This is a genomic window from Streptomyces sp. NBC_01471 (assembly GCF_041438865.1).
GTDB lineage: Bacteria > Actinomycetota > Actinomycetes > Streptomycetales > Streptomycetaceae > Streptomyces.
On record NZ_CP109450.1, the window covers coordinates 5,416,646 to 5,432,292 of the forward strand.

General features: G+C 70.4%; 9 protein-coding genes. All 9 read left to right on the plus strand.

The window, feature by feature from the left end; all coding sequences use genetic code 11:
- The first annotated feature begins 228 nt into the window (after nucleotides 1–228).
- The 9 genes from OG285_RS24245 (at nucleotide 229) to rfbB (ending at nucleotide 15,591) form a co-directional block, all read left to right on the plus strand.
- Nucleotides 229–4,383, plus strand: coding sequence for an Rne/Rng family ribonuclease (locus OG285_RS24245; protein ID WP_371792186.1), 4,155 nt, complete (start codon nucleotides 229–231; stop codon nucleotides 4,381–4,383).
- A 480-nt stretch (nucleotides 4,384–4,863) separates the two neighbouring features.
- The gene (rplU, locus tag OG285_RS24250) at nucleotides 4,864–5,184 is read left to right on the plus strand and encodes a 50S ribosomal protein L21 (protein WP_164265538.1); all 321 of its coding nucleotides are present in this window, start codon (nucleotides 4,864–4,866) and stop codon (nucleotides 5,182–5,184) included.
- Nucleotides 5,185–5,195: 11 nt separating this feature from the next.
- Nucleotides 5,196–5,450 carry a 50S ribosomal protein L27 gene (rpmA, locus tag OG285_RS24255; RefSeq protein WP_164265539.1) on the plus strand — a complete coding sequence of 85 codons (255 nt, stop codon included), beginning with the start codon at nucleotides 5,196–5,198 and terminating at the stop codon, nucleotides 5,448–5,450.
- Nucleotides 5,451–5,677: 227 nt separating this feature from the next.
- A complete protein-coding gene (gene obgE / locus OG285_RS24260) occupies nucleotides 5,678–7,117 on the plus strand; it encodes a GTPase ObgE (protein WP_356825791.1) in 1,440 nt (479 codons plus the stop codon).
- 260 nt (nucleotides 7,118–7,377) lie between these two features.
- Nucleotides 7,378–9,402 carry a glycosyltransferase family 4 protein gene (locus tag OG285_RS24265; protein WP_356825789.1) on the plus strand — a complete coding sequence of 675 codons (2,025 nt, stop codon included), beginning with the start codon at nucleotides 7,378–7,380 and terminating at the stop codon, nucleotides 9,400–9,402.
- A 184-nt stretch (nucleotides 9,403–9,586) separates the two neighbouring features.
- Nucleotides 9,587–11,092, plus strand: a complete 1,506-nt coding sequence (locus tag OG285_RS24270) for a bifunctional cytidylyltransferase/SDR family oxidoreductase (RefSeq protein WP_356825787.1) — start codon at nucleotides 9,587–9,589, stop codon at nucleotides 11,090–11,092.
- A gap of 191 nt (nucleotides 11,093–11,283) precedes the next feature.
- Nucleotides 11,284–13,386 carry a hypothetical protein gene (locus tag OG285_RS24275; RefSeq protein WP_356825785.1) on the plus strand — a complete coding sequence of 701 codons (2,103 nt, stop codon included), beginning with the start codon at nucleotides 11,284–11,286 and terminating at the stop codon, nucleotides 13,384–13,386.
- A gap of 151 nt (nucleotides 13,387–13,537) precedes the next feature.
- Nucleotides 13,538–14,605 carry a glucose-1-phosphate thymidylyltransferase gene (locus OG285_RS24280; protein ID WP_371792187.1) on the plus strand — a complete coding sequence of 356 codons (1,068 nt, stop codon included), beginning with the start codon at nucleotides 13,538–13,540 and terminating at the stop codon, nucleotides 14,603–14,605.
- The gene (gene rfbB, locus OG285_RS24285; protein WP_371792188.1) at nucleotides 14,602–15,591 is read left to right on the plus strand and encodes a dTDP-glucose 4,6-dehydratase; all 990 of its coding nucleotides are present in this window, start codon (nucleotides 14,602–14,604) and stop codon (nucleotides 15,589–15,591) included. Before OG285_RS24280 ends, rfbB begins: the two co-directional genes overlap by 4 nt.
- The last annotated feature ends 56 nt before the right edge of the window (nucleotides 15,592–15,647 follow it).

The following is a 15,647-nucleotide window of genomic DNA, read 5'->3' on the forward strand; positions in this document are numbered from 1 at the left end:
AGTCGTTGTAGCGCAGCCCTCGTATCCGGGAGCCACCTGGGTCGGGCAGCGCACTGACCAGAAGACTTTCGCCAGGCCGTACGTACATCGCGTAGGGAACCGGCGAGCCAGACATCAGCTCCCGTGCGGCGCCCGCGCCCCGGACGAGCGGAACCGCGCATCTGACGCGGACCGTGCCGGACCGGACACAGACGCGGCGCCCGGGAGCGTGACGGGAGAACCGCCCGCATGCTTGAGTCGAACGATTCCGGTACCACCGGAGCGAACGAAGAGACCGGTCCCGGCGACACGCTGCCCCCGCGCCGTCGGCGCAGGGCCGCGTCGCGCCCCGCGGGCCCCCCGGCCGGTGCGCAGAACGGCACCGCCGAAGCGGCCGCACCGGTGACGCCGGCCATACCGGCCGCGGAAGACAGCGCGGCCGACTCCGGCGCCGGTGGGACGCCGCCGCCCGCCCGCCGCCGCGCCACCCGTAAGGCGACCGCACCCGCGGGCTCCGCCAGGGCCGCGGAAGCCGCGCCCGCCGAAGCGGTGAGCGAGGAGCCCGCCGCCGAAGCGCCGCCCCGTGGCCGTGCCCGCCGCCGTGCCTCCGCCCCCGCGGGCGCACCGCAGGCCGAGGCCGCCGCAGCACCCGCAGAAGCGGCCGGAGAGGCGGCGCCCACGAGGTCCCGCCGCCGTGCCACCCGGTCCACCGGCGCGCCCGTGGACGAGCCGCAGACCACCCAGGCCGTCGTGGCCGCTGCTGAGCCGGAGGCCGTTGTGGCCGATGAGACTGTGCGGAACACCGATTCGGACGAGTCCGCCGTGACGCAGGACGCCGCTCCGGCGCGTACCCGCCGCCGCGCCACCCGTAAGGCCACCGCGCCCGCCGGTGCGCCGAAGAGTGCCGAGGCTCCGGCCGTCGCGGAGGCCGCGGAGACCGCCCCGGCCGCCGACTCCGGTGAGCAGAGTGAGTCCGCCGTGCCGCAGGACGCCGCTCCGGCGCGTACCCGCCGCCGTGCCACCCGTAAGGCCACCGCGCCCGCCGCGGCCGAGCAGCCCGCCGCCGAGCAGGCGCCGCAGGCCGCCGAAGCCGCAGCCCCCGCCGCCGAGGCGCCTGCCGCCGAAGCGCCGCGCGGCCGCAACCGTCGCCGTGCCACCTCGCCCGCCGCCAGCCCGCAGCCCGAGACCGTCCAGCCCGAGGCCGCCGGTGAGAGCCTGCCCGAGGCCGTGGCCGAGGTGCTCGCCGAGGAGACCGAGGCCGCACCGCGCGGCCGCAAGCGCCGCAGGGCCGAGTCCCCGCAGTTCACCGCTGTCGGTGAGAAGGAGAAGGCGCAGCGCCCCGCGGAGCCCGCCGAGGCCGCGGAGCCGGGACGCTCGCGCCGCCGTGCGCAGCGCCCCGCCGTGGCCGTCTTCCAGGCCCCCGTCTTCGCCGAGCCGATGTTCCAGACGCCGGAGACCGCGGCCGCGGCCGCCGCCGCCCGGCCCGCCCAGTCCGTGGAGGAGGCCGAGGAGGACGACGCGGCCGCGGTCGAGGAGACCGCCAAGGCGCCCGAGCCGGCCGAGTCCGCACCCCAGGGCGGCACGCGCGGCCGCCGCCGCCGTCGCCGCGGCGAGCCCGCCGAGGCCGAGAAGGCCCCCGAGCAGCCGGCCGCGCCCGTCGCCGAGCAGCCCGCGGCCGAAGAGCCCGACGCCGATGAGCAGTCCGCTGAGGACGCGCAGCACGGTGACGACTCCGACGAGTACGGTGACCGGCCCTCGCGCCGCCGCCGCCGGGGCGGCCGCCGCCGTCGTCGCGGTGAGTCCGGAGACACGGACGACCACGACAACAACGGGCACAACGACCACGACGACCGCCACGACCACGACGGTGACGAGGCGGAGGGCCCGGACGAGGCCGACGCCCGCGAGGGTTCCGGCTCCGCCGCTTCCGCGGGCACGGACGACGAGGACGACGACAACGGGGCCTCCGGGTCCAGCAGCAGCAGCCGCCGTCGCCGTCGCCGCCGCCGTCGCAGCGGTGACGCGGGCACGGACGCCGACGCCGTGGCCGACGACCCGGAGCGCACGGTCGTCAAGGTCCGGGAGCCGCGCAAGAAGGAGGCCGAGCGCGAGCCCGGCACCGGCTTCGACGAGGTCCAGTCCATCAAGGGCTCCACCCGGATGGAGGCGAAGAAGCAGCGCCGCCGCGAGGGCCGCGAGCAGGGCCGCCGCCGGGTCCCGATCATCACCGAGGCGGAGTTCCTGGCGCGCCGCGAGGCCGTCGAGCGCGTCATGGTGGTCCGCCAGCACGGCGAGCGCACCCAGATCGGTGTCCTTGAGGACAACGTGCTGGTCGAGCACTACGTCAACAAGGAGCAGGCCACCAGCTACGTCGGCAACGTCTACCTGGGCAAGGTCCAGAACGTACTGCCGTCGATGGAGGCCGCGTTCGTCGACATCGGCAAGGGCCGCAACGCCGTCCTGTACGCCGGTGAGGTCAACTTCGAGGCGCTCGGCATGGCCCACGGGCCGCGGCGTATCGAGACCGCGCTCAAGTCGGGCCAGTCGGTCCTCGTCCAGGTGACGAAGGACCCGATCGGCCACAAGGGCGCCCGCCTGACCAGCCAGGTCTCGCTGCCCGGCCGCTACCTGGTCTACGTGCCCGAGGGCTCGATGACCGGCATCAGCCGCAAGCTGCCCGACACCGAGCGGTCCCGGCTCAAGACCATCCTCAAGAAGATCGTCCCCGAGGACGCGGGCGTCATCGTGCGCACCGCGGCCGAGGGCGCCAGCGAGGACGAGCTGCGCCGTGACGTCGAGCGGCTCCAGGCGCAGTGGGAGGACATCGAGAAGAAGGCGAAGAGCGGCGGCAGCAGCAATGCCCCGACGCTGCTCTACGGCGAGCCGGACATGACCGTCCGGGTCGTCCGCGACATCTTCAACGAGGACTTCTCGAAGGTCATCGTCAGCGGTGACGAGGCCTGGGACACCATCCACGGTTACGTCGCCCACGTCGCCCCCGACCTGGCCGACCGGCTCTCGCGCTGGACCTCCGAGGTCGACGTCTTCGCGACGTACCGCATCGACGAGCAGCTGATGAAGGCGCTGGACCGCAAGGTCTACCTGCCCAGCGGCGGGTCGCTGGTGATCGACAAGACCGAGGCGATGGTCGTGGTCGACGTCAACACCGGCAAGTTCACCGGCCAGGGCGGCAACCTGGAAGAGACCGTCACCAAGAACAACCTGGAGGCGGCCGAGGAGATCGTGCGCCAGCTGCGGCTGCGCGACCTCGGCGGCATCGTCGTCGTGGACTTCATCGACATGGTGCTGGAGTCCAACCGGGACCTGGTGCTGCGGCGTCTGCTGGAGTGCCTGGGCCGGGACCGTACGAAGCACCAGGTCGCCGAGGTCACCTCGCTGGGCCTGGTCCAGATGACCCGTAAGCGGGTCGGGCAGGGTCTCCTGGAGTCCTTCTCCGAGACCTGCGTCCACTGCAACGGGCGCGGTGTGATCGTGCACATGGAGCAGCCGACGTCCTCGGGCGGCGGCGGCAAGCGCTCCAAGAAGCGCGGCCGCGGCGGCGCGGGCGGCGACCACGAGCACACGGCCGACCACGAGCACACGTCGGACCACGGCCACGACGAGGCGCACGACCACGAGGCGGACACCGAGTACGTCGATGTGGTCCCCGTACCGGACGAGCCGGAGAGCTTCGTGCCGGACGAGGATCTGTACAGCAGCCCCGCCGAGGCGGAGGCGGCCGCCACGCGCAGCCGTGGCCGTCGCCGGGCGAGCCGGAAGGTGACGGCCCCGGCCGGCGCCCCGAAGGGCGCGCAGCCGGAGCCCGAGACGGTGGTGTCCGAGCCTGCCGCCCCGGAGCCGGTCGCCGAGCAGCCCGCTGCCCAGCAGCCGGTCGCCGAGCCGGTCGCCGAGCCCGAGCCGGTCCAGGAGGCCGCTCCGGCCCGTGGTCGTCGTCGGGCGACCCGGAAGGCCACGGCCCCGGCCGGTGCGCCCAAGGCAGCCGACGAGGCCGCGGAGATCGTGGTCGAGGAGACCCCGGCCCCTGTGGTGGAGGAGCCGCAGGCCCCCGCCGAGCCGGCCGCCGACGCGGCACCGCCCCGCGCCCGCCGCCGGGCGACCCGTAAGGCCACCGCCCCCGCGGGCACCGCCGATGCGGCTGTCGTCGTGGTCGAGTCCCCGTCGGACGAGGCCCCCGCCGATGCGGAGACCGAGGCACCGGCCAAGAAGACGGCCGCGCGCAAGACGGCCAAGAAGGCGCCTGCGAAGAAGGCAGCCGCCAAGAAGACCGCGGCGAAGAAGACCACCACCGCGGCCAAGAAGACGACGGCCAAGAAGGCGACGAAGAAGACCGTCGCCGCCGAGGAGCAGCCGGCGTCCGGAGTCACGGCCTCCACCGAGGACTGACCCGGGCCGGCCCGTCAGGCGAAAGGTGCGGCCCTCCTCCGGGAGGGCCGCACCTGTCTGCGCGGCATGTGTCTGCGGCGGCCCTCCCGGGGGGCGTACGCGCCGGGGAGGCCCCGCCCCTTGAGCCGGTGTCTGCGGTCGCCGCGGCCGGGCCCGTACGGCCGGTACACCCCGTCCGTGCCGGTCGCTCGCGAACAGCCTGTCCGGCACACGTCGGGCCGGTCCGTCCCGTACGTCCCGTCCGTCCCGTACGTCGGGCCGGGTGTGCCCTCAGATCCCCGCCCGGGGGCCGGTTTGACCCCCCGGACCCCGCCCCGTAGCCTTACCCCTCGGCGTGTTTCCTGTGCGCCGCACCTCTGAGCAACTCCCTCCTGGTTCCGCCGGGAGAGGCCGCTCGTCCAATCCGGATCGTCGTGGGTCCCCGGACCCGTGTGAGCGGCTGGCATCAGAGGGCCGATTCCGAGCGAAAGAGAGATCCGCGTGTACGCCATCGTGCGCAGCGGTGGTCGTCAGCACAAGGTTGCTGTCGACGACATCGTTGAGGTTGACAAGATTCCCACCGCCAAGGTTGGCGACACGGTCGAGCTCTCGACCCTGCTCGTGGTCGACGGTGACGCGGTCACCAGCGACCCGTGGGTGCTTGCCGGTATCAAGGTCCAGGCCGAGGTCGTGGATCACCACAAGGGCGCGAAGATCGACATCCTTCGCTACAAGAACAAGACCGGTTACCGCCGTCGCCAGGGGCACCGCCAGCAGTACACGGCGATCAAGGTCACCGGCATCCCCGCGGCTGCGAAGTAAGGGACTGAGACATGGCACACAAGAAGGGCGCATCGTCCACTCGGAACGGGCGCGATTCCAATGCTCAGCGGCTCGGCGTGAAGCGCTTCGGCGGTCAGGTCGTCAACGCCGGTGAGATCCTGGTCCGCCAGCGCGGCACCCACTTCCACCCGGGCACCGGCGTCGGCCGTGGCGGCGACGACACGCTGTTCGCGCTGAACCCCGGTTCGGTCGAGTTCGGCACGCACCGTGGCCGCAAGGTCGTGAACATCGTTCCGGTCGCCTGATCTTTAGGCTGCCGTAGAGCGATCTGTCGAGGGCGGACCAGGTTTCCCGTTGCTTACGGGAAGCCGGTCCGCCTTTGTCGTGTTACAGGTAAGACCGGTTGACAAATGGGGGGCGGGACAAGGAGCGGAGTGTGGCGCCTTGCAGATGCGCGTGCCACACCCTGTGACGCCGCCCCCCATTTGCCAACCGGTCTCAGACAATTCCGTACGTTTCTGGAGGCACACCCATGACCACCTTCGTGGACCGCGTCGAGCTGCATGCCGCCGCGGGTAGCGGGGGCCACGGCTGCGCCTCCGTACACCGTGAGAAGTTCAAGCCCCTCGGCGGACCCGACGGCGGCAACGGCGGGCGCGGCGGCGACGTCATCCTCGTCGTCGAGCAGGCGGTGACCACCCTGCTCGACTACCACCACAGCCCGCACCGCAAGGCCACCAACGGCCAGCCCGGCGCCGGTGACAACCGCTCCGGCAAGGACGGGCACGACCTCGTGCTGCCCGTGCCGGACGGCACCGTCGTCCTGGACAGGGCGGGGAACGTCCTCGCCGACCTGGTCGGCCAGGGCACCACCTTCGTCGCGGGCCAGGGCGGCCGTGGCGGCCTCGGGAACCACGCGCTGGCCTCGGCCCGCCGCAAGGCGCCCGGGTTCGCGCTGCTCGGCGAGCCGGGGGAGTCCCGGGACATCGTCCTGGAGCTCAAGACCGTCGCCGACGTGGCGCTGGTCGGCTACCCGAGCGCCGGCAAGTCCTCGCTGATCTCGGTGCTGAGCGCCGCCAAGCCGAAGATCGCGGACTACCCCTTCACCACGCTCGTCCCCAACCTCGGTGTGGTGACGGCCGGTTCGACCGTCTACACCATCGCGGACGTCCCCGGTCTCATCCCCGGCGCCAGTCAGGGCAAGGGCCTCGGCCTGGAGTTCCTGCGGCACGTCGAGCGCTGCTCGGTGCTCGTGCACGTGCTGGACACGGCGACCCTGGAGTCCGACCGTGACCCGCTCTCCGACCTCGACATGATCGAGGAGGAGCTCAAGCTGTACGGCGGCCTGGAGAACCGGCCCCGCATCGTCGCCCTCAACAAGGTCGACATCCCCGACGGCCAGGACCTCGCCGACATGATCCGCCCGGATCTGGAGGCGCGCGGCTACCAGGTCTTCGAGGTGTCCGCCGTGGCCCATCTGGGCCTGAAGGAGCTGTCGTTCGCGCTGGCCGGCATCATCGCCGAGGCGCGGGCCGCGAAGCCCGCCGAGGAGGCCACCCGGGTCGTCATCCGCCCGAAGGCGGTCGACGACGCGGGCTTCACGGTCAGCTTCGAGGAGGAGGAAGGCGTCTACCGCGTACGGGGCGAGAAGCCCGAACGCTGGGTCCGCCAGACCGACTTCAGCAACGACGAGGCCGTCGGCTACCTCGCCGACCGGCTCAGCCGCCTCGGCGTCGAGGACCAGCTGATGAAGGCCGGTGCCCGTGCGGGTGACGGCGTGGCCATCGGCGCCGAGGACAACGCGGTCGTCTTCGACTGGGAGCCGACGATGATGGCGGGCGCCGAGATGCTCGGCCGCCGAGGCGAGGACCACCGTCTGGAGGCGCCCCGGCCCGCGGAGCAGAAGCGCCGGGACCGGCAGGCCGAGAAGGACGAATCGGACAAGGAGTACGACGAGTTCAAGCCGTTCTAGCAGAACCGCACAGGTTCCCACGGAACCGCCCAGCACGGCCCGGTGGCCCGGGAACGCCGACGCGTTCGCGGGCCTCCGGCTGTTCCCGGCCACCGCGCTGCTCCGTTTCCGCGATTTTTTCCCGAAAGTGCACAACCGATGGTTGCCATTGTCTGTCTTGTAAGCGGGTGGATGACCAACCACTCATGAATGCGGGCCTGCGATGTCATGGCGGGGGTTGTGGACCGGCCCGGAGTAACGGAAGCGGAGTAACGGGGCAGATGAAGATCTCCTTCCTCATCCACACGGTCTACGGGATCGGCGGCACGATCAAGACCACACTGAACCTGGCGGAGGAGCTTGCCGACCGTCACGAGGTGGAGATCGTCTCGGTCTTCCGGCACCGGGAGATCCCGCTGTTCCGGATCGACTCCCGGATCAGCGTCGTACCGCTGGTCGACACCGATCCCGGCTCCATGGCCAATGAACTGGAGCATCCACTCCAGCGGCAGCCCTCCCAGTGCCTGCCGCCCGCAGAGGCGCGCTTCAAGGAGTACAGCAAGCTCTCCGACCAGCGGGTGCGGGAGCACTACGCCACATCGGACGCGGACGTCGTCATCGGGACCCGGCCCGGTCTGGTGGCGTACGTCGCCCAGTTCGCCCCGGCCGGTGCGGTGCTCATCGGCCAGGAGCACATGACGCACAACCACCACAAGCAGGCCCTGCGCTCGCAGTTGTACGAGCACCTGGCCGCGCTCGACGCCTTCGTGACCGTCTCCGAGGGCGACGCCGCGGTGTACCGGGAGAAGATGCCGCTGCCCGCGACCCAGGTGCTCTCGATCCCCAACAGCGTTCCCGAACCGCCCGTCGCGCCGTCCGACGGCAGCGGCACCACCGTGGTCGCCGCCGGACGGCTGGCGCCCGAGAAGCAGTACCACGTCCTGGTCGACGCCTTCGCGGACGTGGTCGCCGAACGTCCCGACTGGAACCTGCGGATCTACGGCGGGGGCTCCGAACGGGCCAAGCTCCGGGAGCGGATCGACGCCAGGGGGCTGCACAACCGGGTCCACCTGATGGGCCCCCACTCGCCCATCGAGCCCGAGTGGGCCAAGGGCGCCATCGCGGTGTCCACCTCCCGTCACGAGTCCTTCGGCATGACGCTGGTCGAGGCCATGCGCTGCGGGCTGCCGGTCATCTCAACGGACTGCGACTACGGCCCCCGCGAGATCATCGAGGACGGTGAGGACGGGCTCCTGGTGCCTGTCGGCGACAGCGCCGCGGTCGCCGCCGCGCTCCTGAAGCTCATCGGCGACGAGGGGCTGCGGCGCCGGATGAGCGCGGCAGCGCTCGCCAACGCGCGCCGCTTCGACCCGCGTCAGGTCACCGAGCAGTACGAGAAGCTCTTCACCGCACTGCGCCCGCAGGCCGCGAGCCGCGCGGGGCGGCCCGCGTTCACACCGGAGGCGGACTGCGTGGCGCGGCCGGACGGCGAGCTGACCGTCACCCTCGTACCGGGCCGTTCCGATCCGGAGGGGTACGAGGGGCTGCGGCTGCTCTGCTCGCGCGCCGACGACCGGGCCGACCAGCGTTCGTACCCCTTCGACGCGGAGGGTGTCGCGGTCGTCCCGGCCGGCGAGAGGTTCACCGAGGGTGTCTGGGACTTCTACGCCGAGGTGACCGGCTCCGGACGGCGGGTACGGATAGCGGCCCGCTCCGTCGACCAGCGCGGTCCGATGCGTGACGCGCAGGGTGATGGGGGAGTGCGCAACCAGATCGCCTACCGTCTCAAGGACAAGGGCTTCCTGACCATGCGCGCCTGGAACAGACCCGTGCACGCGGAGGCCGGGGACATCGTTGTCGAAGGCAGTCGACTCACCGTGTCCGGAACCGTGATGGGGGCGGACGCGCTCTCCGGGGACCCGGTCCTGCTGCTGCGCCGCCGCGGCGGCTCCGGTGAGGAGCTGTCCTTCCCCGGCAGCCGTGAGGGTGCGGACGGTTTCCGGGCCACGTTCCCGGCCGCCGGCCCGGCCGCCCGCCAGCTCACCAGGAACGACTACTGGGATGTGTGGCTGCGGTACGCACCGCAGGCGCGACCTGTGAAGGTCGGTCGCATTCTCGACGATGTCGTGGACAAGAAGGGCGTCTACTCCTGTCCGCCGGCCCTGGTGCGCAAGAGGCGCCCGTGGGGTGCGCTGCGCAAGGCCGTACGGAAGGTCCGCGGCAGGCCCCAGCAGTGGGTCAGGGTGCGCCCCTACTACACCGTGAGCAACGACCTGGCCCTCACGGTGGCGGACGTCCAGCCATGAGTTAACCTCGCACCCTGTGGCGTCGGTCACTCACAGTGGCTGGGGGGATCCAAGTCACTTTCCTGCCCTTAGGGTGAACACGCGGTATCGCAGGGGTTGTGGAGGCTTGGCGTCCACCTTGCGAGACGGTCACGGAGAGTGCGACCATCACACCGTTCCCTCGTCATCGCAAGGTAGGTCGTCTGTGTCTGTGCAGCACAAAGCAACCAAGCCCCGGACTACAGCAGTCGTTCTCGCCGGTGGTACCGGCCAGCGCGTGGGTCTGTCGATCCCCAAGCAACTGCTGAAGATCGCCGGGAAGGCTGTCATCGAGCACACCCTGACGATCTTCCAGCAGGCCGATTCGATCGACGACATCATCGTGCTGATGGCCCCGGGATACGTACCGGACATCGAGAAGATCGTCGCCAAGTCCGGTCTCACCAAGGTCACCCGGATCATCGAGGGCGGTTCCACCCGCAACGAGACCACCGAGCGCGCCATCGCGGCCCTCGGTGAGGGGCTGGCCGAGGGAGAGGACCGCAACGTCCTCTTCCACGACGCCGTGCGCCCGCTGCTCTCGCAGCGCGTGATCAAGGACTGCGTGGACGCGCTGGAGCGCTACCAGGCCGTCGACGTCGCCATCCCGTCCGCGGACACCATCATCGTGACCCGCACCCACGGCGGCGACGGCGAGTTCATCACCGAGGTCCCGGACCGCTCCCGGCTGCGCCGCGGGCAGACCCCGCAGGCCTTCAAGCTCTCCACGATCCGCAGGGCGTACGACGTCGCCGCGGGCGACCCGAACTTCCAGGCCACCGACGACTGCTCGGTCGTGCTCAAGTACCTGCCGGACGTGCCGATCTACGTCGTCGCGGGCGACGAGTACAACATGAAGGTCACGCAGCCCGTCGATGTCTTCATCACCGACAAGCTGTTCCAGCTGGCCTCCACCGCGGCCCCGCGCCAGGCCGACGAGGCCGCCTACCGCGAGCTGCTGACCGGCAAGACCCTGGTGGTCTTCGGCGGTTCGTACGGCATCGGCGCCGACATCGCCGCCATCGCCGAGTCCTACGGCGCGAAGGTGTACGCGCTGGGCCGCTCCACCACCGGTACCCACGTCGAGAACCCGGAGCACGTCGACGACGCGCTCTCCAAGGCGTACTCGGAGACCGGCCGGATCGACTACGTCATCAACACCGCGGGCGTGCTGCGCATCGGCAAGCTCGCCGAGACGGACAACACGACCATCCAGGAAGCGCTGAACGTCAACTACCTGGCGCCGGTGCAGATCGCGCGCGCCTCGTACAAGTACCTGGCGGAGACCAAGGGCCAGCTGCTGCTCTACACCTCCAGCAGCTACACGCGGGGTCGCGCCGAATACAGCCTCTACTCCTCCACCAAGGCCGCCATGGTGAATCTCACCCAGGCCCTCTCGGACGAGTGGGCCGGTGACGGCGTCCGGGTCAACTGCGTCAACCCGGAGCGCACGGCGACCCCGATGCGCACCAAGGCGTTCGGCCAGGAGCCCGAGGGCAGCCTGCTCTCCTCGGAGGCCGTGGCCCGGACCTCGCTGGACGTGCTGCTCTCCGAGCTGACCGGCCACGTCATCGACGTACGGCAGCAGGACCCGACCCGCGACGCCAGCGCGGACGCGTCAGGGTTCGAGCAGGCGCTGGCCTCCGTGCTGGACCGTCAGGAAGATGTGTAATACTTCGCTGGCATAAGTGGACGTTTCATTTCGGGCCTCTGTGATCGCGTCGCGCGAATCGCAGAGGCCCGAATGCGTGAAGTCCCGCCTTCACAATTTCCCCAAACAAAGCCTCCGGAGAAATTCCGGATCATATCCCATCGAATCAATACTCCCAGAATAAAACCGGCACCCCCTGGAGCAGGTTCTTCGTGATTTCGACCGCCATTCGACTGGCGCGCGTAGGCAGCCGGTCCGAGCTGATCGCCGCAGCCTTCATGGGGCTCAGCTACCCGTGCGTGATGATCGCAGCGCTGATCCCCAATATCTGGTTCTTCGCCGCGGCCACCTTCGTGACCTACGTGTCCGACTGGTTCCTGCACCAGCGCCGCAGCTACCTGATCAATCGCCTGGCCAAGGTCCGCGCCGGCCTGTCGATCCGCTTCCTCCTGCGCGAACTGCTGCTTATTCTGCTGCTCGCCCGCCTTCAGCTCGCCGAGCAGACTGTCTACTACGCCGCCGTCGCCTGTTTCCTGCTCTTCTACGGTCTTCAGGCCGCGCACGGCACACTGACCACCCTGATCCGGCTGCGCCGCGTGATGCCGGTGGTCACCCGCAACGTCGACCTCGGCGCCATCCCGATCCCCGGGCCCCCGCCGCGCCGGCTGCTGAACCGCGCCGCCGAGAAGATGCTCCACCTGGACGTCTTCGCGATGGTCGGCCTGCTGATCGCGGCGAAGACCGGTACCGACGACTTCGGCTACTTCGGCATCCTCATCACGCTGGGCCTGGCCGTCCTCTACATCGCAGCCCTCGTCCCGTACATCCTCAAGGGCCGCCGGGTCCCCTCGGCCGCCACGGTGCTGGCGGGGCTCGACGGCTGGCTGCGCGAGTACCGGCCGACCGTCGCCCTCTACTTCTCGGGCTCCAGGGACTCCGCCTATCAGGTGAACATGTGGCTGGAGACGATGGCCCAGACCGAGGGGCGCCCGCTGATCATCCTGCGTGAGCGCGCCATCGTGTCGCAGCTCGCCCCGACCGCGGTGCCGGTGGTGTGCGTGCCCGGCGGGGTGCACCTGATGAACATGGACCTGTCCACCGTGCGCGTCGCGCTGTACGCGGCGAACGTCGGCAAGAACATCCACATGCTCCGTGTCCCGACCATCAAGCACGTCTTCATCGGGCACGGCGACAGCGACAAGCTGGCCAGCGTCAACCCGTACAGCAAGGCGTACGACGAGGTGTGGACCGCGGGCCGGGCCGGCCGCGACCGTTACGCGCTGGCCGACGTCGGCGTGCGCGACGAGGACATCGTCGAGGTGGGCCGCCCCCAGCTGGCCCCCATCCAGAGCTGGACCGGCACCCCGAAGCAGCCGATCCCGACCGTGCTGTACGCCCCCACCTGGGAGGGCTGGGACGACAACCCGGGCAACACCTCGCTGCTGCTGGCCGGGGAGAACATCGTCAAGCGGCTGCTCCGTGCCGAGCGGCCCGTCCGGGTGCTCTACAAGCCGCACCCCTTCACCGGGACCCGCAGCGCGCAGGCCAAGGCGGCGCACCTGCGGATCACGGCCATGGTCGAGAAGGCGGCGGCCGCCCGTGCCGCCGAGCCCCGCTGGACCGAGCAGGCCACGGCCGGTGCAGCCGACAGGGCGGCCGCGCAGGCCGAGCTGACGCGCATCGAGACCAGGCTTGCCGAGCTGGCCGAAGGCGGCCGGACGGGCGCCGACGAGTCCGAGGAGTCGCGGGCCGCGCTGGCCGACCCGGCGGGCCAGAACGAGACCGTCACCCTGCGCGCCGAGTGGAACCGCGCCTACTGGCGGACCTTCGGCTACTGGGAGCACCGCGTCATCACCGGTGGCGAGCCGCATCTGTACGACTGCTTCAACGAGTCGGACGGAATGGTCTCGGACATCTCCAGCGTCGTCTCGGACTTCATCGCGAGCGGCAAGCCGTACGCCGTCACCGACTCGGCCGAACTGGGTGTCGAGGAGTTCAAGCGGCAGAACACCGCCGTACGTGCTGCCGTCATCCTCTCCAACACCGCCAAGGAGATCGACCAGCTGCTCGCGGCGATCACCGGGTCGTCGGACGACCCGCTGGCCGACGACCGCCGGGAGCTGAAGCAGTATCTGCTCGGTCCCGACGAGCCCACCTCGATGGAGCAGTTCAACGCTGCGGTACGGGTGCTCACGGCCAAGGCCGAGGCGCGCAACGTGGCCGTCGCCCAGCGCACGGCCGGCGCCGAACCGGAGGGCGCACCTGGCCTGAATGATTCGGATGCCACCGGGGTCGACTCGGCCGTCGGCGGCTGACAGGACCTCAGCCCGATCCCTTCGTACGGCCGTTCGCGCAGCTCGCGCGGACGGCCGTACGGCGTTGTACTTACGGTTTCGCAACGCAAGAATGGATAAAATCCCACAGGACGGATCAAGCCAGACCGACTGCTCGCAAGGGACACACAACGTGAAGGCTCTCGTCCTTTCCGGCGGTGCGGGCACACGCCTGCGCCCCATCACACACACTTCGGCCAAACAACTCGTGCCGGTTGCCAACAAGCCCGTGCTGTTCTATGGGCTCGAAGCCATCGCGGACGCGGGCATCACCGATGTCGGCATCGTCGTGGGTGATACCGCCGAGGAGATCCGTGAGGCCGTCGGGGACGGATCCCGCTTCGGCGTCGAGGTCACCTACATCCCGCAGGAGGCACCGCGCGGCCTGGCCCACGCCGTGCTCATCTCCCGGGACTTCCTGGGCGACGAGGACTTCGTCATGTATCTCGGTGACAACTTCATCGTCGGAGGCATCACGGGCCTGGTCGAGGGTTTCCGCGAGACCCGCCCTGACGCGCAGATCCTGCTGACCAAGGTCCCGGACCCGACGGCGTTCGGCGTGGCCGAGCTCGACGGGGAAGGCCGGGTCGTCGCTCTGGAGGAGAAGCCGGAGGTCCCCAAGAGCGATCTGGCGCTCGTCGGCGTCTACCTCTTCACCCCGGCCGTGCACGAGGCCGTCCGCTCCATCGGGCCGTCCCGGCGCGGTGAGCTGGAGATCACCCACGCCATCCAGTGGCTGATCGACCAGCGGCGTGACGTGCACTCCACGACGATCTCCGGCTACTGGAAGGACACCGGCAACGTCACCGACATGCTGGAGGTCAACCGCGCGGTCCTGGAGACCGTCGAGCCCTGCGAGGACGGCACGGCCGACGAGGCCAGCGAGATCATCGGGCGCGTCAGGATCGAGAAGGGCGCCCAGGTCACCCGCAGCCGTATCGTGGGGCCCGCGATCATCGGCGCGGGGACGGTGATTCGCGACGCGTACGTCGGCCCGTACACCTCGGTCTCCGAGGGGTGCCGGATCGAGGACAGCGAGATCGAGTACTCCATCGTCCTGCGCGACTCCTCGATCACCGGGGTCCGAAGGATCGCGGCCTCGCTGATCGGCCGCGGCGTCCAGGTGACGCCCTCGCCCCGCAGCCCCGCAGCCCACCGACTTGTCCTCGGCGACCACAGCAAGGTGCAGATCTCCTCATGACGAACAGGATTCTGGTGACCGGCGGCGCCGGCTTCATCGGCTCGCACTACGTCCGCACGGTCCTCGGTCCCGGGGGCCCCGGCGGCATCGCGGTCACCGTGCTCGACAAGCTCACTTACGCGGGCAACCCGGCCAACCTCGACGAGGTCCGGGACCATCCAGGATTTTCCTTCGTGCAGGGCGACATCTGCGATCCCGTGCTGGTCGGCGAGCTGATGGCGGAGCACGACCAGGTGGTGCACTTCGCCGCCGAGTCCCATGTCGACCGGTCCATCGACGGCGGCGCCGAATTCATCCGGACCAATGTCCTCGGCACCCACACCCTGGTCGACGCGGCGCACCGGGCCGGCATCGACACGTTCGTGCACATCTCGACCGACGAGGTGTACGGGTCGATCGACGAGGGCTCCTGGCCCGAGACCCACCCGCTCGAACCCAACTCGCCGTACTCGGCGGCCAAGGCGTCCAGCGATCTCGTCGCGCTCTCCTACCACCGCACCCACGGTCTGGACGTGCGGGTGACCCGCTGCTCCAACAACTACGGGCACCACCACTTCCCGGAGAAGGTCATCCCGCTCTTCGTCACCAACCTGCTGGACGGCAGGTCCGTCCCGCTGTACGGCGACGGAGGCAACGTCCGCGACTGGCTGCACATCGACGACCACGTGCAGGGCATCGAGCTGGTCCGTACGAAGGGCCGTGCGGGCGAGGTGTACAACATCGGCGGCGGCACCGAGCTCTCCAACAAGGAGCTCACCGGACTGCTGCTCAAGGCCTGCGGGGCGGACTGGGACACCAGCGTCGAGTACGTCACCGACCGCAAGGGGCACGACCGGCGGTACTCGGTGGACTGCGCCAAGATCCGTACGGAGCTCGGGTACGAGCCCCGCAAGGACTTCGCGGACGGGCTCGCGGAGACCGTGCAGTGGTACCGCGACAACCGTGCCTGGTGGGAGCCGCTGAAGGAGCGCACGGCGCTCGCCTGAACGCGGGGCCGGGGCCGCGTCCGGCCGGCCGGAGCACCGGCGGCGGAGTCCGCGTT